This is a genomic window from Enterobacter cloacae complex sp. HYC080_NIDB, from assembly GCF_056673325.1.
In genome coordinates, this window is sequence record NZ_CP114212.1 from 1,857,586 (window position 1) to 1,879,648 (window position 22,063).

The following is a 22,063-nucleotide window of genomic DNA, read 5'->3' on the forward strand; positions in this document are numbered from 1 at the left end:
TTCGCTCACCTGTTAGTCCAGTTCGTTATCGAGATCGTTGTTACCAGCAGCCTGCGCTGGGGCACCCGCAACGCGGTTATATTTCGGGCTGAGCTGGATGTAGAGAATTGCCATGACGGCACCAATGACACCCAGTGCAACCAGGTTGAAGTTGGTGAATGCTGCGGTCACGAAGCCGAGGTAGAAGAACGGCATCAGGTAGCCTGCGCGCATCATGTTAATGACCATCGCATAACCAACGACCACGATCATACCGCCCGCGATGTTCAGACCGCCGGTGACCACTTCTGGAATGGCGTTCAGCATGCTCTGGACTTCACTGGTACCGACTGAGATCGCAACGATAACCGCCGGAATGGCGATACGCATCGCCTGCAGGAACAGGGATGAAACGTGGATCCAGGAGAGTGCCGTAAGGTTGCCGTTTTCGGCCGCCTTATCCGCCGCGTGCTGGAAAGCAACGGTGATGGTACGTACGATAATGGTCAGAACCTGGCCTGCTGCGGCCAGAGGAATGGCCAGAGCGATACCTGCACCGATACTCTGATGACCGGCAATAACCAGAACGGTCGAAATGATGGAGGCCAGCGCGGCATCTGGCGCAACGGCAGCACCGATGTTCATCCAGCCGAGGGCGATCATTTCCAGCGTACCCCCGATGATGATACCGGTTTTCATATCACCCAGTACGGCACCAATCAACGTACAGGCCACCAGAGGACGGTGGAACTGAAATTCATCAAGTACGGATTCCATACCCGCAATACATGCGACGACGAACACCAGCACAATCTGAAGAGTGGTAATCTCCATTGTACTTCTCCTATTACATAAGCTTTATGTGAAAAACCGGCGCGGGCTTATTTCCCAACTTTACCGATCAAATCCATCATTTTCAGTTTCTGGTCAGTGGAAACTTTACGGGCTTCCAGCTCAATACCGCGCGCATTCAGCTTGTTGAATGCCTCGATATCTTTCGCATCGACTGAAATGGCGTTGTTGACCTGCGTTTTGCCCTGACGGAACGCCATACCCCCAATGTTCACGGAGGTGATTTTCACGCCGCCTTCAACAATGCGCTCAACGTCAGTCGGGTTAGTAAACAACAGCATTACGCGTTCACCCGCGTATTTCGGGTTGTTGTAAACGCGGATCATCTTGGCGACATCCACCACGTGCGCGGTGACGCCAGGAGGAGCAACCTGAGTCAGAAGGGTTTTACGTACGGTGTCGGCAGCAACTTCGTCGCTGACGACGATAATGCGGCGAACGTTGGTCTCTTTAGTCCAGCGCGTTGCCACCTGGCCGTGGATTAAGCGGTCATCAATACGCGCAAGGCCGATGACCATATAATCATTCGGACCCATGGGTTTTGCCGGTGTAGCCACTTTCGGTGCTGCTGCCGCGGGAGCGGGTTTCTCAACCGGTTGTGCTTTCAGGGCTTTCACGCCTTCACGGCCCGTTTCAACCGCCAGGGCGACAAGCTCATCAAACGTCGGGTTGTCGTCGCGCGCCATAAAGGTTTCCACCAGCATGGGAATGTTAACGCCAGCGACGACTTCATAATGCTCTTTATCGACGACAATACGGCTGGCAGCATTGAACGGGCTGCCGCCCCATGTATCAACGAGAAACAGCACGCCTTTGCTGGTATCCAGCTTCGAGAGTTGAGCGTTGTACTTCTCAATCAGCGTCTCGGCGTTTTCACCGGGAACGAAATCGATCCAGCCGACGTTTTCCTGCTCGCCCAACAGCATCTCTGCCGTTTTGAGTAGCTGCTCAGCAGCCCAACCATGTGTGCCTATGACAATAGCAATGGTCACTTGCTACCTCCTTTTATTATCATTAATACGCCTGCCGGGCAGACGTACTGAGAATCGTATTGGCGAACCGAATCGATTCAGATAAGGGTTAGAGTTCAAAAAACTAAGACTTCCGCGAATTATTTTAGACAGTGAAAAAATAATTTATGTGATGAAGATCCGTAATTTAGCTTTCCCGATCGAGAAAATTCTCAACACAAATTTAGTCTTATTGCGTTTTTGCAAAAGAACGTAAATCTTTGCTTAAAACCTGGTGTCTCTGATATGTTTAGCCTCCGTTTACCTGTTCAGGAGTATAGGGCTACAGCCCACTATATGGACCGTCACCGACGTCAGTCATCTTTCAGGCCAATTTGCGCCTTTTTCACCGGCGATCCTCGCCATGTACCGACTCTGTCTTCCTCTGTTTTGCCCACGTTGAGTGGGGCACCGTTTCGTCATTCCTTTAGCAGGAGCTTGTCATGGAATTCTTAATGGACCCGTCAATCTGGGTGGGATTGCTCACGCTGGTGGTGCTGGAGATCGTTCTCGGCATCGATAACCTGGTGTTTATCGCCATCCTTGCGGATAAGCTGCCGCCAAAACAGCGTGATAAAGCGCGTCTGATTGGCCTCTCGCTGGCGCTGGTCATGCGACTGGGACTGCTTTCCGTCATCTCCTGGATGGTCACGCTGACAAAACCGCTGTTCTCCGTCATGGATTACACCTTCTCCGGGCGTGATTTAATCATGCTGATCGGGGGGATATTCCTGCTCTTTAAAGCGACCACGGAACTCCACGAGCGGCTGGAAAACCGTCAGCACGACGATGGACACGGTAAGGGCTACGCCAGTTTCTGGGTGGTGGTGCTGCAGATCGTCGTGCTGGATGCGGTCTTCTCGCTGGATGCGGTAATCACGGCGGTCGGCATGGTGAACCATCTCCCGGTGATGATGGCGGCTGTGGTCATTGCCATGGCGGTCATGCTGCTGGCGTCGAAACCGCTGACGCGTTTCGTCAACCAACATCCGACGGTGGTTGTGCTCTGTCTGAGCTTCCTGCTGATGATTGGTCTGAGCCTGGTAGCGGAAGGTTTTGGCTTCCATATTCCGAAAGGTTATCTGTACGCCGCAATTGGCTTCTCGATCCTGATTGAACTGTTCAACCAGATTGCGCGCCGGAACTTTATTAAGCAGCAGTCGAATCAGCCGCTGCGTGCCCGTACCGCGGATGCCATTCTGCGTCTGATGGGCGGTCGTCGCCAGGTGAACGTTCAGTCTGATACTGAAAACCGTAATCCGGTGCCGGTTCCGGAAGGGGCGTTTGTAGAAGAAGAGCGCTATATGATCAACGGCGTGCTCTCCCTTGCTTCCCGTTCGCTGCGCGGAATCATGACCCCGCGCGGGGAAATCAGCTGGGTCGATGCGAACCTGAGCGTGGATGAAATTCGTCAGCAGTTGCTCTCTTCACCGCACAGCCTGTTCCCGGTGTGTCGCGGTGAGCTGGATGAGATCATCGGCGTCGTGCGCGCGAAAGAGATGCTGGTGGCCCTGGAAGAGGGCGTCAACGTCGAAGCCATTGCGGCTGCATCGCCTGCGATTGTCGTGCCGGAAACGCTGGATCCGATCAACCTGCTGGGCGTGTTGCGACGAGCACGCGGCAGCTTCGTTATCGTCACCAACGAGTTCGGTGTGGTGCAGGGGCTGGTCACGCCGCTGGACGTGCTGGAAGCGATTGCCGGTGAGTTCCCGGATGCCGACGAAACGCCTGAGATCGTCGCCGACGGCGAAGGCTGGCTGGTTAAAGGCACGACCGACCTGCACGCGCTCTCGCACACGCTCGGGGTGGAAAACGTGGTCAACGATGAAGAAGACATCGCGACCGTTGCGGGTCTGGTTATCGCCGTGAACGGGCAAATCCCGCGTATCGGGGATGTGATTGAGTTGCCGCCGCTGCACATTACCATTGTTGAAGCCAACGACTATCGCGTTGATATGGTCCGTATTGTTAAAGAACAATCTGTCCACGATGAAGAAGAATAGCTCTGCTTAACGCAGGGGCATTAAGGGCACAATGTGTCCGTTATGCTGTGCTGGCGGGGGAGCACTTCCCGCCAGCCATTGTGGAAAGTCTCTCAGCGGCATCGGCCGCGCATAGTAAAATCCCTGCAGGACCGATACACCATGGCGGCGCAGATATCGCGCCTGCTCCTCTGTTTCGACCCCTTCAGCCACCAGTTCGATATTGAGTCGCTGACCCAGTGCAATGATGATATCCGTCACCGTTGAATTCACGGCGTCGGTGCCAATGGCGGTGATAAACGACTGGTCGATTTTTAGTACGTCCGGGTGCAGCTTTTCAAGCCAGGAGAGGGAGCTGTTTCCGGTACCAAAATCGTCGATGGCAAGCTTCACCCCTTTGCGATGCAGTTCGCGCACAATACGATATTCCGCATCCGGAAGGGCATCCCGTTCCGTTAATTCAATCACCAGCTGCTGACGCGGGTTAGCGCTGAACCAGAGGCGGTTCAGGTCCTGTAACAACACCGCGTGACGGAAATGGCTGGCTGCGACGTTAATGCCGATGTGAAAACCGGCGCTGGAAGGAAAGTAGCCTATCTGACGTACGGTTTCGGCGAGGACATAGCGTGTCAGAGGGACAATCAGATTATGTTCTTCCGCCAGAGGAATAAACACTTCCGGGGAGATCCACCCCTGTCGCGGGTTATTCCAGCGCAGCAGAATTTCAACGCCGACGCACGCCTGCGTACGGGCATTCACCAGCGGCTGGCAGAAAAGCTCGAATTCCCGGGTCGCAATGCCCATATCAATCTCCCACGTGAAACTCATCCTGTTCGCCGTCGCCAGCCAGGCGAGATAGCCCAGCAGCAGGCTCAGCATAAGACCCAACGGAAGCTGCGCGGGCAGGGTCTTCAGGGCCAGCTCTCCTGGACCTGGCCCGCTGACGATGATGGAGAAGGGGTTGTGGGGGGATGACAGCTGAACAAGCGCGCCAGTCTTTCCGAAAGTCAGGCTATCGGTGACCCGTTGACCATAGCGCAAAAAACGATCGCCCACGGATAACGCCACATCATCAATAAGTGGACGCTCGGGCTCCAGTATCATTCTGGTGATCAAATCAATATTAATGATCTCAATGACGCCATCTTCCCCGTCCTGGGACACCGGGTTCCACTGGATCAAGATCGGACTGCCCTTCATCAGCCACCGATCGGTCGATAAAATCAGCTTCGGCGTGCTGGCGGGTAATTCCGGGAGAAAGTCGCGGATGGGAATATTACGGCTGCCGAAAACACTGGAGCAATACAGGATACCGTCTTTAATCAGGGCAATGGAGCGTACCGTTTGCAAAATGGCCGCCTGTTTTCGCAGGGCCAAATGTGCCTGAGGGCAGGGCTGACCCACCAGCTGCTGGAACACGCTGCGGCGTTTTTCCAGCGAAAGGAGAAGATTATCCAGAGAGCGAACGGTATGGCTGCTGAAGTCGAGTACCCGCTGCTGGTTAACGTTGCGCTGAGAAATAAAGCGAGCGCCCAGGGTCAGAATGAGCGTAAGGATCGCAACCGTCACACAGACGATAACGCGTTTTCGGCGGTAGTGTTTAATGATCGTTTGTGCAGTTTGCATGAACGGTCGCCTGATAAGCCACCAGCCCCAAAAGCCGGACGCAACAGTAAAAGTGTAGTGGGGAAAGCGAAAGGAGACGAGAAAGAGGGGGAAAATTCGCCCATCCGTTGCAGATGGGCGAAAGCGAGTATTAGTCGCACTGCACCTTAATAGCCAGACCACCACGAGACGTCTCACGGTACTTCGCGTTCATGTCTTTGCCGGTTTCGTACATGGTTTCGATGACCTTATCCAGCGACACGCGCGGTTCGCTGGTACGGCGCATCGCCATGCGTGAGGCGTTGATCGCTTTGACAGAGGCAATCGCGTTACGCTCAATGCACGGTACCTGTACCTGGCCCGCGACAGGGTCACAGGTCAGACCGAGGTTATGCTCCATACCAATCTCTGCCGCCACGCAAACCTGTTCAGGGCTTGCACCCAACAGTTCAGCCAGACCGGCGGCAGCCATCGAGCAGGCAACGCCCACTTCACCCTGACAGCCCACTTCCGCACCGGAGATGGACGCGTTCATCTTGTACAGCGCGCCGATGGCCCCTGCCGCGAGGAAATAGCGGATGTAGATATCGGGCGTGACAGGCTCAATAAAGTGATCGTAGTAGGCCAGTACCGCTGGAACGATACCGCAGGCACCGTTGGTTGGCGCCGTAACGACGCGGCCACCGGCGGCGTTCTCTTCGTTAACCGCCAGGGCAAACATGTTTACCCAGTCGACCACGTTCATCGGGTCATTCGAGAATTTATCCGTGGTCACCAGCATACGGCGCAGGGCAGAGGCACGACGCGGCACGCGCAGTGGCCCAGGCAATACGCCTTCGGTGTTCATCCCGCGGTCAATACAGGCGCGCATGGTTTGCCACACGTTAGCAAAATAGTCTTCAATCTCTTTTTTGCTGTGCAGCGCCAGTTCGTTCTGCATAACCATACCGGACAGGGAAAGACCGGTCTCTTTGCAGTACCCCAACATCTCGGTAGCCGACTTAAACGGATACGGGACGCTGACGTCGCCAACGCTGTCTTTGCCAAAATGCTCTTCATCCACGATGAAGCCACCGCCGATGGAGTAGTACGTTTTGCTGTAAATCTCTTTTTCACCGCTCCAGGCATGAATGGTCATGCCGTTTTCATGCAGCGGCAGGTTGTCGCTGCGAAAACGCATGCCGTCATCCTGCGGGAAATCCACTTCATGCTGGCCGTTAGCCAGCAGCAGGCGTCCGCGCGTTTCCACGTCGCGGATAAATGCCGGGATGGCATCAATATCAACAGTGTCCGGCATATTGCCTGCCAGACCCATAATAATGGCGATATCGGTGTGGTGGCCTTTACCCGTTAATGACAGTGATCCGTAAACGTCTACGGCGACACGGGTAACGCTTTCCAGTAATCCTTTTTCGACCAGATCATCGACGAACTGTTTACCGGCCTTCATAGGCCCAACAGTATGGGAAGACGAAGGGCCAATTCCCACTTTAAACATGTCGAATATACTAATCACTTTCACACTCCTGACAGGGTTACCGGGGTTCCAGTAACGATGTTATAACTGCGCATAGTGTAAGAGGGAACACCGACCTCGGCTTAACTATTCACATGAATTAAACTAATGGTTAACGATGGGTTTTGCTAATAGCGCGACGCGGATCGCAAACCTGCAAAAAAGGATGGAATGTAAAGTATAGTCAAGGTTTCAGGCCGATTTGCAGCGCCAGTTCACGAATGATCCCCGCCGTCATGCCCCAGACAAAATAATGCTGATACCAGGACAACCAGACCCGATGATCATGCCCACGACGCTGAATATCCAGCGGATGATAACGGCTGAGCCGGAGCGCCTCTTCAAGCGGCATCTCAAACACGGCTGACACTTCATCGACGCTGGCGTGATACTGCAGGCCCGGCGGGATAATCCCCACCACGGGCGTGACCTGAAAACCGGTCACGCTGTCGACCGGCGGCAGCACGCCTATCACCTCGACCGCCTCAGGCGGGATGGCCACTTCTTCCTGGGCTTCCCGCAGCGCGGCGGCGATCAGCGACGCATCGGTGCTGTCCACCGCGCCTCCGGGAAAAGCAACCTGACCGGCGTGTTTACGCATATGCGGCGAGCGCTGCGTCAGCAACAGCCCCGGCTGCTCCCGGCGCACCACCGGGATCAGCACCGCCGCCTGACGTTGATTCAGCGTGGCGCGGTTGACCTGCGGTCGCAAAAGCTGAAAGCGCGACAGAAAATCATCCAGCGTCAGGTTCTCTTTCTCCACCGTTAGTTCTCCAGTTGTTTCAGGATACGGTTAACTTTATCAAAGGTTTCCTGATATTCCGCCTCGACCTGGCTATCCGCCACAATGCCACCGCCTGCAGAGCAGTACAGATTGCCGTCGCAGGCCGTCAGGGTACGAATGGTGATGCTGGTATCCATGGTGCCGCACAGGCTGATATAGCCGATACTGCCGCACCAGGCGTTGCGGCGGTGCGGTTCCAGTTCGTCGATGATCGCCATCGCGCGAATTTTGGGGGCTCCGGTGATGGAGCCGCCCGGAAACGCGGCGCGAAGCAGATCGCAGGCGGTGCGCGTGGCGGGCAGGCGCGCGGTAATGGTGCTGACCAGATGATGTACCGCCGGGAAAGGCTCGACGACAAACAGCTCCGGCACGCGCACGCTGCCGGGTTCGGCGACGCGGCCAATATCGTTACGCATCAGGTCGACGATCATCAGGTTCTCGGCGCGATCTTTCGGCGATGCGGCGAGTTTCTCCGCCTGCTGGCGATCGGCGTTGGGGTCCGCCAGACGCGGTAGTGTGCCTTTAATCGGGCGGGTTTGAATGACCCCTTCGGCCAGATGAATAAAGCGCTCTGGCGACAGGCTGAGGATAGCGCCCTGAGGCAGACGTACGAATGCGCTGAACGGCGCCTTGTTGCTGGCATTAAGACGGGAAAACGCCTGCCACTCATCTCCGTGATAAGTCGCCTGGAAACGCTGGGCAAGGTTCACCTGATAACAGTCGCCGCTTTGCAGATACGCCTGAACGCGCGCGAATTTTTCAGCGTATTCCGTCTCGCTCATATTCGAGCGCCAGCCGGAGGTCAGCCTGAACGTCTGGGCCGGGGCGGGCTGTTGCGCTTCAAGCCAGGCCAGTCGTGCCTGCACGTCACTATGGCTCAGCAGAGAAACCGTTTTTTTCTGGTGATCGACAATTAACGCCCAGTCATACAGCCCCACGGCCATGTCTGGCAGGGAAATATCAGCCTGCGCATGCTCGGGCAGCGTTTCGAAACGGCGACCCAAATCGTAGCCAAACAGACCAAGCGCGCCACCCTGAAAAGGGAGATCCGGGTCTGGTGTAGCGGATAAGCCTAACGCGTTGAGCGCTTGCTGAAGCTGCATCAGGGGATCGTCCGTCGGCGCCAGGTCATCGGTTGTCAGCGTTTTAAGCGGGTCGGCAACCAGAATATCAAAGCGGCTGTAGGGGTGATCCGCATGGCCAGAATGCAGCAGCATGGCAAAGGGAAGGTGGCTTATGCGGGCAAACCAGAACTCCGCGGCGTCAGCACGCCAGGGCAACGTCAATACAGTGGGGAAGCGCATGTTCATGTGTGGCATACTACCGGGCAGCGTGAAATAATTAGCGCGAATAATTTAGCAGGAGTTGACGATGTTTGCAGGTTTACCTTCTCTGAGCCATGAACAGCAGCAGAAAGCGGTTGAGCGAATTCAGGAACTGATGTCCCAGGGAATGAGCAGCGGACAGGCGATTACCGTCGTCGCTCAGGAGATTCGCGCCAGTCATTCCGGCGAGCGGATTGTGGCGCGATTCGAAGATGATGATCCAGAAGATCAAGAGGAGTGATCGGGCTTAAACCGCCGCGATAATCTTAATTTCGACCTTATACTCCGGTTTCATCAGCGTGGCCTGTACAGTGCAGCGTACAGGCGCGTGACCCGCCACCACCCATGCATCCCAGGCTTTGTTCATCGCCGCAAAATCATCTTTATTGGCCAGAAAAATGGTCGCATCCAGAATGCGGGATTTATCGCTGCCCTGTTTTTCCAGCACGGCATCAATTTGCGCCAGCGTGTTGGCCGTTTGCTCGAAGGCATCCGCGTCCAGGTTAGCCGGTACGCCAGTGTAGTAGAGCGTCTGGTTGTGGATCACCACATCAGACCAGCGGGCTTCGGCATCAATGCGCTTAATCGTCATAAACGTTTCCTCGTTATTTTTCGTCATCAGGCGGCAAGACTGCCATATTGTGCCGGCGTCGTCACTATTTGGGGTGGCACTGGAGAGGCGGGACTGACATAATCCCTGTGCAAAAATACAGTGAGAGAGCACCGTGGCAGACGATTTTTCCCCTGAAGGTCAGTTAGCACAAGCGATTCCCGGCTTCAAACCGCGTGAACCTCAGCGGCAGATGGCGCATGCCGTAGCGCACGCTATCGATAAGGCGCAGCCGCTGGTGGTCGAGGCCGGTACCGGCACGGGGAAAACCTACGCGTACCTCGCTCCGGCGCTGCGGGCGAAAAAGAAGGTCATTATCTCCACCGGTTCAAAAGCGCTGCAGGATCAGCTCTACAGCCGTGATTTGCCCACCGTGGCGAAAGCGCTGAAATACAAGGGCCGACTGGCGCTGCTGAAAGGCCGTTCTAACTACCTTTGCCTGGAGCGCCTTGAACAGCAGGCGCTGGCGGGCGGCGATCTGCCGGTTCAGACCCTGAGCGACGTGATTATCCTTCGCGCCTGGGCCAATCAGACGGAAGAGGGGGATATCAGCACCTGTGCGAGCGTGCCGGAAGACTCTCCTGCCTGGCCACTGGTGACCAGCACCAACGACAACTGCCTCGGCAGCGACTGTCCGCTGTATAAAGACTGCTTTGTGGTGAAAGCGCGTAAAACGGCGATGGATGCCGATGTGGTGGTGGTCAACCACCATCTGTTCCTCGCAGATATGGTGGTTAAGGACAGCGGCTTCGGTGAGCTGATCCCTGAAGCGGATGTCATGATCTTCGATGAAGCCCACCAGCTTCCGGATATCGCCAGCCAGTATTTTGGCCAGTCGCTCTCCAGCCGCCAGCTGCAGGACCTGGCAAAAGATTTCACCATCGCCTACCGGACCGAACTCAAAGATACCCAGCAGCTGCAGAAGTGTGCCGACCGCCTGGCGCAAAGCGCGCAGGATTTCCGTTTACAGCTTGGTGAACCCGGCTATCGCGGCAACCTGCGCGAGCTGCTGGCGGACAAAAACATCCAGCGCGCGCTGCTGCTGCTCGATGATGCCCTTGAATTCTGTTATGACGTCGCGAAGCTGTCGCTTGGTCGCTCCGCACTGCTGGATGCCGCCTTCGAACGCGCCACGTTGTACCGAGGACGGTTGAAACGGCTGAAAGAAATCAACCAGCCAGGGTACAGCTACTGGTATGAATGCACCTCGCGCCACTTCACCCTGGCGCTTACGCCGCTGACCGTGGCCGATAAATTTAAAGAGGTGATGGCGCAGAAACCGGGAAGTTGGATCTTTACCTCGGCAACCCTGTCGGTGAATGACGATCTGCACCACTTTACCGAGCGCCTCGGCATTGAGCAGGCGGAGTCGCTGCTGCTGCCAAGCCCGTTTGATTATGAAAAGCAGGCGCTGCTCTGCGTCCCGCGCAATTTACCGCTGCCAAACCAGCCGGGTGCGGCGCGTCATCTGGCGGCGATGCTAAAGCCCATGATTGAGGCCAACAACGGCCGCTGCTTTATGCTTTGCACGTCGCACGCCATGATGCGTGACCTCGCCGAGCAGTTCCGTGCCACCATGACCCTGCCGGTGCTGTTGCAGGGGGAAACCAGCAAAGGACAACTGCTCCAGCAGTTTGTCAGCGCCGGTAATGCCCTGCTGGTGGCGACCAGCAGCTTCTGGGAAGGGGTGGATGTGCGTGGCGATACGCTCTCGCTGGTCATTATCGACAAACTACCGTTTACCTCCCCGGATGACCCGCTGTTGAAAGCGCGGATGGAAGACTGCCGCCTGCGCGGAGGCGATCCGTTCGACGAGGTTCAGCTGCCTGAGGCGGTCATCACGCTCAAGCAAGGGGTAGGGCGCTTAATCCGCGACGTGACCGATCGCGGCGTGCTGGTTATCTGCGATAACCGGCTGGTCATGCGCCCTTACGGCGCAACCTTCCTTGCGAGCCTCCCTCCAGCGCCACGGACGCGGGATATAAAACGCGCGGTGCGTTTTCTGGCAAACCCAACGGCGGAGTAATTTGCCCCGGAGTGTGCTAAGATGCGCGCCATTTTGTGACTGACCCTTGCGAGAGCGCGACGACTGATGCGAATTCTGGCTATTGATACCGCAACAGAGGCTTGCTCTGTTGCTCTGCTGAGTGATGGTGCTGTTTCTGCTCATTTCGAAGAGTGCCCACGGGAACACACCCAACGTATTCTGCCCCTGGTAAAAGACATTTTAACTCAGGGCAACACCGCCTTAACCGACCTTGATGCCCTGGCCTTTGGCCGCGGGCCCGGCAGCTTTACGGGCGTCCGTATTGGTATTGGCATTGCTCAGGGACTGGCGCTGGGCGCTGACCTGCCGATGATCGGCGTCTCTACGCTTGCGACGATGGCGCAGGGGGCCTGGCGTATGACGGGCGCCACCCGCGTGCTGGCTGCCATTGATGCCCGCATGGGGGAAGTTTACTGGGCGGAATATACCCGTGATGAGAACGGCGTCTGGCACGGCGAAGAGACGGAAGCGGTACTTAAACCTGACGCGGTCACTGAACGTCTTAAGCAACTGTCCGGCGAGTGGGCGACCGTGGGGACGGGCTGGCCGGCATGGCCAGACATGGCGAACGACACTGGCGTGACGCTGGTGGACGGCAACATGCTGCTGCCAGCGGCGGAAGACATGCTTCCGATTGCCACTCAGCTGCTCGCAGCAGGAAAAACCGTTGCTGTTGAACACGCGGAGCCGGTTTATTTGCGAAACACCGTCGCGTGGAAGAAACTTCCGGGCCGCGAGTGAATCTCAGTAACAGGAACTGAGAAAAAGGAGTCGCATCATGGCGGTTCAGACTAAAGTAGTACGCCTTTTTATGGCAGGCGCGGTTGCCATAGCACTGAGCGGATGCGTATCCGTCCCTGATGCGATCAAGGGCAGTAGCCCGACGCCCCAGCAGGATCTGGTTCGGGTGATGAATGCGCCTGAGCTTTACGTCGGCCAGGAAGCGCGCTTCGGCGGGAAAGTGATCGAGGTGCAGAACCAGCAGGGGAAAACCCGGCTGGAGATTGCTACCGTGCCGCTGGACAGCGGTGTGCGACCCGTACTTGGTGAGGCCTCCCGGGGACGCATCTATGCGGATGTCAGTGGTTTCCTCGATCCCGTTGATTTCCGTGGGCAACTGGTGACCGTCGTCGGACCGATAACCGGCGCCGTGCAGGGTAAAATCGGCAACACGCCTTATAAATTCATGACCATGCAGGTCAATGGGTATAAACGCTGGCGTCTGGCACAGCAGGTGATCATGCCGCCTCAGCCGATTGACCCGTGGATGTGGGGTCCGCATCCTTATCGTTATGGTTACCCGGGCTGGGGCTGGTATAACCCCGGTCCTGCGCAGGTCCAGACGATCGTAACTGAGTAACTTACTGTTATTGCTAGGAAAGAGACAGCGGCTTAGCCGCTGTCTCTGTTTTTTTACGGATAATACGAAAAAAAAGAGTGACGCGCTTCGCAACCTTAAATCTGAACAATTAATAAACTGGTACGCTGAGTTAATATAATGTTAACAAACTGTTTATTATCGGGGTTGTGATGACGACGAACACTCATTTCAGAGGTGATGCATTGAAAAAGGTTTGGCTTAACCGTTATCCCGCAGATGTTCCTGCCGAGATCAATCCTGACCGTTATCAATCCCTGGTTGAATTATTTGAACACTCGGTAAGGCGCTACGCAGACCAGCCCGCATTTGTGAATATGGGCGAGGTAATGACGTTCCGTAAGCTTGAGGAGCGTAGCCGGGCGTTTGCGGCCTATCTGCAGGAAGGGCTTGGGCTGCAAAAAGGAGACCGCGTCGCGCTGATGATGCCGAACCTGCTGCAATACCCGGTCGCGCTGTTCGGCATCCTGCGTGCCGGGATGATTGTCGTCAACGTCAACCCGCTTTACACCCCGCGCGAGCTGGAACACCAGCTCAACGACAGCGGTGCGGTGGCGATAGTTATTGTTTCTAACTTTGCCCATACCCTGGAAAAAGTGGTCGACAAAACCCAGGTTAAACACGTCATCCTGACGCGCATGGGGGATCAGCTGTCCACCGCCAAAGGGACGCTGGTTAACTTTGTGGTTAAATACGTCAAGCGCCTGGTGCCAAAATACCATCTGCCGGATGCCATCTCCTTCCGCCGCGCGCTGCATGCGGGCTATCGCATGCAATACGTCAAACCGGAAGTGGTCTCTGAGGACCTCGCTTTTCTGCAATACACCGGTGGCACAACCGGCGTGGCCAAAGGGGCGATGCTAACCCACCGCAACATGCTGGCAAACCTTGAACAGGTCAATGCCACCTACGGGCCGCTGCTGCATCCGGGCAAAGAACTGGTGATCACGGCGCTACCGCTGTATCACATTTTCGCGCTGACCATGAACTGCCTGCTGTTTATCGAGCTGGGCGGTCAAAACGTCCTGATCACTAACCCGCGAGACATTCCGGGGCTGGTGAAAGAGCTGGCAAAATACCCCTTCACCGCCATGACCGGGGTAAATACCTTGTTCAACGCGCTGCTCAACAACAAAGAATTTCAGCAGCTGGATTTCTCAACGTTGCACCTCTCTGCGGGAGGCGGTATGCCGGTTCAGCAGGCGGTCGCCGAGCGCTGGGTGAAACTCACCGGGCAGTATCTGCTGGAAGGTTATGGCCTGACGGAATGCGCACCGCTGGTCAGCGTCAACCCGCATGACATTGACTACCACAGCGGAAGCATTGGCCTGCCGGTTCCCTCCACGGAGGCCAAACTGGTCGATGACAACGATAACGAAGTCGCGCCGGGCGAACCGGGCGAGCTATGCGTGAAAGGGCCGCAGGTGATGCTGGGCTACTGGCAACGCCCGGATGCAACAGACGAAATCATTAAAGACGGCTGGCTGCATACCGGCGATATTGCGGTGATGGATGACGAAGGCTTCCTGCGCATCGTCGATCGCAAAAAAGATATGATTCTGGTCTCCGGTTTTAACGTCTATCCGAACGAAATCGAAGACGTGGTCATGCAACACAGCGGCGTGCTGGAAGTTGCGGCGGTGGGCGTGCCTTCCGGCAGCAGCGGGGAAGCGGTGAAGATATTTGTGGTCAAAAAAGATCCTTCACTCACCGAGGAAGCGCTGATAACGTTCTGTCGTCGTCAGCTGACGGGCTATAAAGTGCCGAAGCTGGTGGAATTCCGCGATGAGCTGCCGAAATCCAACGTCGGGAAGATATTACGACGAGAATTACGTGACGAAGCCCGTGCCAAAGTAGACAATAAGGCCTGAGCTTCACGTTAATCGCCCTGACGCCGGTTAAGCCGGCGTTTTTTATGGGCGCAAACAAAAGAGAATCCGATTTGAATTACCAGATGATCACGACCAACGACGAGCTGGCTTCGCTGTGCGAAGTGACGCGCGACTTTCCTGCCATCGCTCTGGATACCGAGTTTGTCCGTACCCGGACGTACTATCCGCAGCTGGGTTTGATTCAGATGTATGACGGCAAGCACGTCTCGCTGATCGATCCGCTCGGCATCACCGACTGGACGCCGATGCGTGACCTGTTGCTGGATACGGCAGTAACGAAATACCTGCACGCAGGCAGTGAAGATCTGGAAGTTTTTCTGAATACCTTTGGCATCATGCCTCAGCCGCTGATCGATACGCAGATCCTCGCGGCTTTTAGCAGTCGTCCGCTCTCCTGGGGCTTTGCCGCCATGGTGGAGGAGTATACGGGCCTGACGCTGGACAAAAGTGAATCCCGTACTGACTGGCTGGCGCGCCCGCTTACCGAACGTCAGCTGGAATATGCGGCGGCAGACGTGTTTTACCTGCTGCCGATTGCCGGACAACTGATGAAAGAGGCGGAGGCCTCCGGCTGGCTCTCTGCCGCGCTGGACGAGTGTCGTATGACGCAGCTGCGTCGCCAGGAAGTGGTTGATCCGAAAGACGCCTGGCGTGATATCAGCAACGCCTGGCAGCTGCGTACGCGTCAGCTGGCGTGCCTGCAGCTGTTAGCGGACTGGCGTTTACGCAAAGCGCGCGAGCGCGATCTGGCGGTTAACTTTGTGGTGCGCGAGGAACATCTCTGGGCAGTTGCGCGCTATATGCCGGGTAGCCTGGGGGAGCTGGACAGCATTGGGCTTTCGGGCAGTGAGATCCGTTTCCACGGTAAAACCCTGCTGGCGTTGGTCGCAAAAGCGCAGGCGTTGCCGGAAGATGCGCTGCCGGAACCGCTGTTGAATCTGATGGATATGCCGGGTTACCGCAAAGCGTTTAAGGATATCAAAGCGCTGGTGCAGAACGTCGCCACTGAAAGTAAGCTGAGTGCTGAGCTGCTGGCATCGCGTCGTCAGATTAACCAGCTGCTGAACTGGCACTGGAAGCTGAAACCGCAGAATGGCCTGCCGGAACTGATGGCGGGCTGGCGTGGGGAATTGATGGCCGATCGTCTGAATACCCTGCTGGAAGGGTATCCGCGGTAAAAAAAATGCCGGGCGATATACCCGGCATATTCCCCCGGTGGCGCTGCGCTTACCGGGGCTACAAAATCACAACCCTACGGGCGCGACTCTTCCGCTTCCGGAAGCGTCACGTTCAGCTCCAGAATCGAAATATCCCCGTCTTTTTGCTCCAGCTGCACCGTGACCATCTCCGGGTCAATCTGTACGTACTTACAGATCACTTCCAGGATGTCCTTACGCAGCTGCGGCAGGTAATGAGGCTCGGCGTCGCTACGACGACGCTCCGCAACGATGATTTGCAGACGTTCTTTTGCGATGTTGGCGGTGTTCTTTTTCCGCGAGAGAAAAAAGTCCAGTAATGCCATAACTTATCCTCCGAACAGGCGTTTGAGGAAACCTTTCTTCTCTTCTTCAATGAAGCGGAAAGGACGTTCTTCTCCCAGCAGACGGTCAACAGTATCAGCATACGCTTTACCTGCATCTGCCGTCGTATCAAGGATCACGGGCTCGCCCTGGTTAGAGGCGCGCAGCACGGACTGGTCTTCCGGGATGACGCCCACCAGTTTAATGCGCAGGATCTCCAGTACGTCTTCCATGCTCAGCATGTCACCTTTGTTGACGCGACCCGGGTTATAACGGGTCAGCAGCAGGTGCTCTTTGATCGGCTCTTCGCCATTTTCCGCACGACGGGATTTGGAGGCGAGGATGCCGAGAATACGGTCGGAGTCACGCACGGATGAGACTTCAGGGTTGGTGGTGATGATCGCTTCATCAGCAAAGTAGAGTGCCATTAGGGCACCAGTTTCGATGCCGGCAGGGGAGTCACAGACAACGAAGTCGAACTCCATTTTTCTCAGCTCCTCGAGTACCTTTTCGACACCTTCACGGGTCAGGGCGTCTTTGTCACGCGTCTGAGAGGCCGGGAGGATGTAGAGGTTCTCGGTGCGCTTGTCTTTAATCAGCGCCTGGTTCAGCGTGGCATCGCCCTGAATGACGTTGACGAAGTCATACACGACGCGACGCTCACATCCCATAATCAGGTCGAGGTTACGCAGGCCGATATCGAAGTCGATAACGACGGTTTTCTTTCCCTTCTGGGCCAAACCAGTAGCGATGGCCGCGCTGGAGGTGGTCTTGCCAACGCCTCCTTTACCCGAAGTAACAACAATAATGCGTGCCATAGAAATTCCTTGTTAAAAAGGGATCAATTCAACGGTTGAACGGTCAACGCGTCGTCTGCCAGTCGCAGACGAGCCGCTTTGCCATAAAATTCGGCTGGGATCTTGTCGCTCAGCCAATATTCACCTGCGATGGACACCAGTTCCGCCGTCAGGTGAGTACAAAATATTTGCGCGTCCCGATCGCCACTTGCGCCTGCGAGCGCACGTCCACGCATCATACCGTAAACGTGAATATTGCCATCTGCAATAAGCTCTGCGCCAGCACTGACGTGGCTTGTAACAATCAGATCACAGTTTGGTGCATAAATGCGCTGACCGGAACGAACCGGTACGTCAATCATTCGCGTTTTTGTGACGGGAGTAACGTTTTGCACCACTGGAGGGGGCGCCTGCACGGCAGCAGAGGCTGCACGCGGGGCTTTTTCTTTACCTTCATTAAGAAGGGGCAGCCCGGCACGGTCGATTTCCGCTTTCAGCTCGCTATCTTTACAGCCACTGATGCCGACAATTCGCAGGCCAGTAGAGGAGACGGCCTGCTGGAGAAGTTTCCAGTTAACCGGAGCCTCAAGACCACTCACGTTGATAACAACAGGGGCGTGTTTCAGAAAAGCGGGAGCCTGCGCGATTTTGTCTTCTAACGCCTGACGAATAACCTCGGGTTTTGCATCATGCAAATGTACCACTGATAAGGTGAAGCTACTGCCTTTAAGCTCGATGGGCGTGTTTGACATCCTGGCCTTACTCAATTTGCTATTAACCGCAACCATTCGCTGCGATATTCCGAAGAGTATCAGGCATGTTATAGTCAGGAGTATATTGAGGCAAGCAACCACCCATTAATTCAGAGTAAAAACATGTTTTGTGTGATCTACAGAAGTACAAGCCGTGACCAGACCTATCTTTATGTCGAAAAGAAAGACGATTTTTCACGCGTGCCTGAAGAATTAATGAAGAGCTTTGGCCGACCACAGCTGGCGATGCTGCTGCCGCTGGATGGTCGTAAGAAACTGGTCAATGCCGATCTGGATAAAGTGAAAACGGCATTAGCCGAGCAAGGCTATTATTTACAGCTTCCACCACCGCCTGAGAATTTATTAAAACAGCACCTTGAGGCGAACGGGAAAAAATAGTCTCAGCTGTTTCGGGCGCATCACATCAACCGATTAGGGGTCGAGCATGTATCAACATCATAACTGGCAAGGTGCGTTACTGGATTATCCCGTCAGCAAAGTGGTCTGCGTGGGCAGTAACTACGCAAAGCATATTCAGGAGATGGGCAGCGCAACACCAGAAGAGCCGGTTCTGTTTATTAAGCCAGAGACGGCGCTTTGCGATATCCGCCAGCCGCTGGCGTTGCCGCAGGGGCTGGGGTCAGTGCATCACGAAGTTGAGCTCGCGGTGCTGATCGGCGCCACGCTGCGCCAGGCCTCCGAAGAGCATGTCCAGAAAGCGATTGCTGGCTACGGCGTCGCGCTGGATCTGACGCTGCGTGATGTGCAGGGAAAAATGAAGAAGGCCGGGCAGCCGTGGGAAAAAGCCAAAGGCTTTGACAACGCGTGTCCGATTTCGGGATTCATTCCGGTCAGTGAATTTACCACCGATCCACAGAACACGCCGCTCAGCCTGAAGGTGAACGGTGACATCCGCCAGCAGGGCAGCACGGCAGACATGATCCATAAGATTGTGCCGCTGATCGCCTACATGAGCCGCTTCTTCACCCTGAAACCCGGAGATGTGATCCTGACCGGTACGCCTGAAGGGGTTGGCCCGCTCCTCAGCGGCGATGAACTGGAGGTCGGTTTTAACGGCCTGTCGCTGAAAACCCGCGTGCTGTAACCACATCTTGCCGCCTGAAGAGGGCGGCAAAACTTGCAACAACGTGCCAGACTCGTTATAAGGTGCGCTTTCTTTTGACGTGTGGACATCCTGATGAACGACATCCCTTTCTGGCAAAGCAAAACTCTTGACGACATGACTGACGCGGAATGGGAATCATTGTGCGACGGCTGCGGGCAGTGCTGCCTGCATAAGCTGATGGATGAAGATACGGACGAAATCTACTTCACCAACGTGGCCTGCAAGCAGTTGAACATCAAAACCTGCCAGTGCCGCAACTATGAACGTCGGTTCGAATTTGAGCCGGACTGCATCAAATTAACCCGTGATAATCTGCCCACCTTTGAATGGCTGCCGCATACCTGCGCGTATCGCCTGCTGGCGGAAGGGAAAGGGTTACCAGACTGGCATCCGTTGCTGACCGGTTCGAAAGCGGCGATGCACGGCGAGCGCATTTCGGTGCGCCACATCGCCGTGAAAGAGTCCGAGGTGCGGGACTGGGAAGACCATATTATGAATCACCCTAATCGGTGATAATAAAAAACCCGCCTCGGCGGGTTTTTTATTATGCGCTGTTGTGTCGGGTGGCGCTGCGCTTACCCGACCTACAAAACTGACGTTGCCGTTTTGCTTTTACCTTCCGAACAAATCACGTTTCTTCGGCTTGAACGGCTGGGCAATCAGCACCAGCAACGCCACGATGAAGTAGGCGACAAAAATCCCCACCAGCCACTGTGGCATCTCCAGCGTCAGGAATTCCCACTGACGGACAGAGCAGTCACCGGATGCGACAAACACCTGCGGCAGCCATTTATCCAGCGGCAGCCAGCTCGGGAAGCGGGCGGCAAAATCACAGGTCATAAACGGTGACGGATGCAGCTGCATCATGGTGTGCTGCCAGGAGAGTTCAATTCCTTTCCAGGCGCTGTACAGCCAGATTGCAATACCCGCGTAGCGCAACGGCGATTTCGGGGCGATGGCGCCTACCAGGCCCGCACCCATAATGCCAAACAGGGCGCAGCGCTCGTAGATACAGAGCACGCAGGGTTTCAGCCCCATCACGTGCTGGAACCACAGCGCGACCATTTCCAGCGCAAAGGCGGTCAGGGCCATCAACAACCACGCTCCGCGACCGCGAGAGCACTGGTTTAAAAATCTCAACATAATCATTTCCCTGGAACATGCTTAGAAAGCGCAGTGTAAACGAATTCGTTTTTCGCGCCACCTGTACCTGACGAAATAAAACGTAATCGGATGTTTATCGTGCGAAAAGGCAAACGGGCAGCGAACTGCCCGAGAGGCCTCATTTAGTGCGCCGCAAGTATACCCGCTTGTATCAGCCATTGCGTACAGGGAATGAGGGTAATTTTGACGCAAAGCAATCCCACAATTGTGAGTGCCAGCGTATAGGGCAGCGCCATCCAGACCATTCTTCCATAAGAAAGACGTATGAGTGGCGCAAGGGCAGAGGTCAGCAAGAACAGGAAGGCGGCTTGTCCATTTGGCGTCGCTACCGACGGCAGGTTAGTGCCGGTATTGATGGCCACGGCCAGCAGCTCAAACTGTCCTGCGTTAATAATGCCTTCTTCCATCGCGGATTTGGCTTCGTTGATGTAGACCGTCCCGACAAAGACGTTATCGGAGATGGACGACAGGAGGCCGTTGAACAGATAGAAGAGCGTAAGCTGCGCGTCTGGTGCAGCCTGCAGCACAAAGGTAATTATGGGGGCAAACAGATGCTGGTCGATAATCACCGCCACAACCGCGAAGAAGACGGCCAGCAGCGCGGTAAATGGCAGGGCTTCCGTAAACGCTTTGCCAATAGCATGCTCATCCGTTACGCCGCTAAAGGTGGTCGCAAGAATAATAACGGAGAGGCCAATCAACCCCACCTCTGCAAGATGCAATGCCAGCGCGACGATAAGCCAGACGCCAATGATACCCTGCGCAATCAGACGCAGCGTCTCTTGCCGCGTGCGCTGTTTGCGGCTCTGCTCGTCAAATTTATGCAGCTCACTGCGGACCGGCTCAGGCAGTTGCGCGCCGTAGCCGAATACCCTGAACTTTTCGACCAGAATGCAGGTTGCTAACCCGCAGATAAGGACAGGCACGCTCACGGGGGCCATGCGCAGGAAAAACTCGCCAAAATGCCATTCAGCCGCTTTGGCGATGATCAGGTTTTGCGGCTCACCCACCATGGTCATCACGCCGCCCAATGCAGTCCCTACGCCAGCATGCATCATCAGACTGCGCAGAAACGCGCGGAACTGCTCCAGCACCTCACGGTTATGCGCCTCAACGTGGCTGTCATCCTGCAAGTCTTCGCCCGGGCGGGACGAGGCCACGCGGTGATAAATCCCGTAAAACCCGACGGCGACGCTGATCACCACCGCAACAACGGTCAGGGCATCCAGGAAGGCCGAAAGAAAGGCAGCAGCAAGGCAAAACGCCAGCGACAATACCGTTTTAGACGGAATGCTGAGCAACAGGCGAGTGAAGATAAACAGCAGCAGCTGTTTCATAAAGTAGATCCCGGCCACCATAAATATCAGCAGCAGGAGCACTTCCAGATTTGACGCCAGCTCTGCTTTTACATGCTCAGCAGACGTCATCCCGATGACCACTGCTTCAAAAGCCAGCAGACCGCCAGGCAGCAGAGGGTAACATTTTAGCGCCATTGCCAGGGTGAAGATAAACTCCGCCACCAGCAGCCATCCGGCGATAAACGGGTTCACGCTAAAAATAAGGGGGTTAACGACCAGGAAAACCAGCAGTATCAGTTTGTACCAGTCAGGAGACTGACCTAAAAAATTGCGCCACAGCGCGCGCCCAAAAGAAATTTCCACAACAGACGTCCTTCCCCGTCACGTAAAACAAAACATCAGTATACGCAAAATTGCGGCCCGGCG

22 protein-coding genes are annotated in these 22,063 nt (G+C 55.6%); 10 read left to right on the forward strand and 12 right to left on the reverse strand.

All coding sequences use genetic code 11. The features are described 5' to 3' along the window. Positions 1–12 precede the first annotated feature (12 nt). Positions 13–813, reverse strand: coding sequence for a PTS mannose transporter subunit IIC (gene manY / locus O1723_RS08810; RefSeq protein WP_008500490.1), 801 nt, complete (start codon positions 811–813; stop codon positions 13–15). Positions 814–860: 47 nt separating this feature from the next. After that, positions 861–1,823 carry a PTS mannose transporter subunit IIAB gene (gene manX / locus O1723_RS08815; protein WP_014884279.1) on the reverse strand — a complete coding sequence of 321 codons (963 nt, stop codon included), beginning with the start codon at positions 1,821–1,823 and terminating at the stop codon, positions 861–863. 461 nt (positions 1,824–2,284) lie between these two features. Here manX and yoaE point away from each other — a divergent pair, with 461 nt between their 5' ends. After that, on the forward strand, positions 2,285–3,844 hold the full coding sequence (gene yoaE / locus O1723_RS08820) for a CNNM family cation transport protein YoaE (RefSeq protein ID WP_014884278.1): 1,560 nt from the start codon (positions 2,285–2,287) through the stop codon (positions 3,842–3,844). Between the two features lie 6 nt (positions 3,845–3,850). Here the strand turns inward: yoaE and O1723_RS08825 are convergent, their stop codons facing one another. The 4 genes from O1723_RS08825 to pabB form a co-directional block, all read right to left on the reverse strand. Beyond that, positions 3,851–5,449, reverse strand: a complete 1,599-nt coding sequence (locus tag O1723_RS08825) for an EAL domain-containing protein (RefSeq protein ID WP_014884277.1) — start codon at positions 5,447–5,449, stop codon at positions 3,851–3,853. 130 nt (positions 5,450–5,579) lie between these two features. Further along, a complete protein-coding gene (gene sdaA, locus O1723_RS08830) occupies positions 5,580–6,944 on the reverse strand; it encodes an L-serine ammonia-lyase (RefSeq protein ID WP_023330634.1) in 1,365 nt (454 codons plus the stop codon). Between the two features lie 184 nt (positions 6,945–7,128). Then, positions 7,129–7,707, reverse strand: coding sequence for a CoA pyrophosphatase (locus tag O1723_RS08835; protein ID WP_014884275.1), 579 nt, complete (start codon positions 7,705–7,707; stop codon positions 7,129–7,131). Between the two features lie 2 nt (positions 7,708–7,709). Continuing rightward, positions 7,710–9,038 (reverse strand): aminodeoxychorismate synthase component 1, encoded by a 1,329-nt coding sequence (gene pabB, locus O1723_RS08840; protein ID WP_014884274.1) that lies wholly within the window; start codon positions 9,036–9,038, stop codon positions 7,710–7,712. 61 nt (positions 9,039–9,099) lie between these two features. On the opposite strand from pabB, the gene O1723_RS08845 reads away from it, so the two are divergent. After that, positions 9,100–9,294: a YoaH family protein gene (locus O1723_RS08845; RefSeq protein WP_014884273.1), complete on the forward strand. Its 195-nt coding sequence runs from the start codon at positions 9,100–9,102 to the stop codon at positions 9,292–9,294. A 6-nt stretch (positions 9,295–9,300) separates the two neighbouring features. Here O1723_RS08845 and O1723_RS08850 read toward each other — a convergent pair whose 3' ends face one another. Next, complete coding sequence (locus tag O1723_RS08850; RefSeq protein WP_014884272.1) at positions 9,301–9,645, reverse strand: RidA family protein; 345 nt, start codon at positions 9,643–9,645, stop codon at positions 9,301–9,303. A gap of 133 nt (positions 9,646–9,778) precedes the next feature. On the opposite strand from O1723_RS08850, the gene yoaA reads away from it, so the two are divergent. From yoaA to rnd, 5 genes are all read left to right on the forward strand, one after another. Then, complete coding sequence (yoaA, locus tag O1723_RS08855; RefSeq protein ID WP_014884271.1) at positions 9,779–11,689, forward strand: DNA repair helicase YoaA; 1,911 nt, start codon at positions 9,779–9,781, stop codon at positions 11,687–11,689. Positions 11,690–11,755: 66 nt separating this feature from the next. Further along, positions 11,756–12,451 (forward strand): tRNA (adenosine(37)-N6)-threonylcarbamoyltransferase complex dimerization subunit type 1 TsaB, encoded by a 696-nt coding sequence (tsaB, locus tag O1723_RS08860; RefSeq protein ID WP_014884270.1) that lies wholly within the window; start codon positions 11,756–11,758, stop codon positions 12,449–12,451. A gap of 37 nt (positions 12,452–12,488) precedes the next feature. Then, complete coding sequence (locus tag O1723_RS08865) at positions 12,489–13,070, forward strand: Slp family lipoprotein (protein ID WP_248190979.1); 582 nt, start codon at positions 12,489–12,491, stop codon at positions 13,068–13,070. A gap of 203 nt (positions 13,071–13,273) precedes the next feature. Next, positions 13,274–14,959 carry a long-chain-fatty-acid--CoA ligase FadD gene (gene fadD, locus O1723_RS08870; protein ID WP_014884268.1) on the forward strand — a complete coding sequence of 562 codons (1,686 nt, stop codon included), beginning with the start codon at positions 13,274–13,276 and terminating at the stop codon, positions 14,957–14,959. An 83-nt stretch (positions 14,960–15,042) separates the two neighbouring features. Then, on the forward strand, positions 15,043–16,158 hold the full coding sequence (rnd, locus tag O1723_RS08875; RefSeq protein WP_162197106.1) for a ribonuclease D: 1,116 nt from the start codon (positions 15,043–15,045) through the stop codon (positions 16,156–16,158). 74 nt (positions 16,159–16,232) lie between these two features. Here rnd and minE read toward each other — a convergent pair whose 3' ends face one another. From minE to minC, 3 genes are read right to left on the reverse strand one after another with little or no spacing between them, the layout of a single operon-like run. Continuing rightward, positions 16,233–16,502: a cell division topological specificity factor MinE gene (gene minE, locus O1723_RS08880; protein ID WP_008500504.1), complete on the reverse strand. Its 270-nt coding sequence runs from the start codon at positions 16,500–16,502 to the stop codon at positions 16,233–16,235. Between the two features lie 3 nt (positions 16,503–16,505). After that, positions 16,506–17,318 carry a septum site-determining protein MinD gene (gene minD / locus O1723_RS08885; RefSeq protein WP_014884266.1) on the reverse strand — a complete coding sequence of 271 codons (813 nt, stop codon included), beginning with the start codon at positions 17,316–17,318 and terminating at the stop codon, positions 16,506–16,508. Between the two features lie 23 nt (positions 17,319–17,341). Then, positions 17,342–18,049 (reverse strand): septum site-determining protein MinC, encoded by a 708-nt coding sequence (minC, locus tag O1723_RS08890; protein ID WP_014884265.1) that lies wholly within the window; start codon positions 18,047–18,049, stop codon positions 17,342–17,344. Between the two features lie 123 nt (positions 18,050–18,172). Here minC and O1723_RS08895 point away from each other — a divergent pair, with 123 nt between their 5' ends. The 3 genes from O1723_RS08895 (at position 18,173) to O1723_RS08905 (ending at position 19,688) form a co-directional block, all read left to right on the forward strand. Next, positions 18,173–18,448 carry a YcgL domain-containing protein gene (locus O1723_RS08895; RefSeq protein ID WP_014884264.1) on the forward strand — a complete coding sequence of 92 codons (276 nt, stop codon included), beginning with the start codon at positions 18,173–18,175 and terminating at the stop codon, positions 18,446–18,448. 46 nt (positions 18,449–18,494) lie between these two features. Further along, complete coding sequence (locus O1723_RS08900) at positions 18,495–19,154, forward strand: fumarylacetoacetate hydrolase family protein (protein WP_014884263.1); 660 nt, start codon at positions 18,495–18,497, stop codon at positions 19,152–19,154. 93 nt (positions 19,155–19,247) lie between these two features. Then, positions 19,248–19,688, forward strand: a complete 441-nt coding sequence (locus O1723_RS08905; RefSeq protein WP_014884262.1) for a YcgN family cysteine cluster protein — start codon at positions 19,248–19,250, stop codon at positions 19,686–19,688. 99 nt (positions 19,689–19,787) lie between these two features. On the opposite strand, the gene dsbB is transcribed toward O1723_RS08905, so the two are convergent. Both dsbB and nhaB read right to left on the reverse strand, forming a co-directional pair. Beyond that, positions 19,788–20,318 (reverse strand): disulfide bond formation protein DsbB, encoded by a 531-nt coding sequence (gene dsbB / locus O1723_RS08910; protein ID WP_014884261.1) that lies wholly within the window; start codon positions 20,316–20,318, stop codon positions 19,788–19,790. A 143-nt stretch (positions 20,319–20,461) separates the two neighbouring features. After that, on the reverse strand, positions 20,462–22,000 hold the full coding sequence (nhaB, locus tag O1723_RS08915; RefSeq protein ID WP_014884260.1) for a Na(+)/H(+) antiporter NhaB: 1,539 nt from the start codon (positions 21,998–22,000) through the stop codon (positions 20,462–20,464). Between the last annotated feature and the right edge of the window lie 63 nt (positions 22,001–22,063).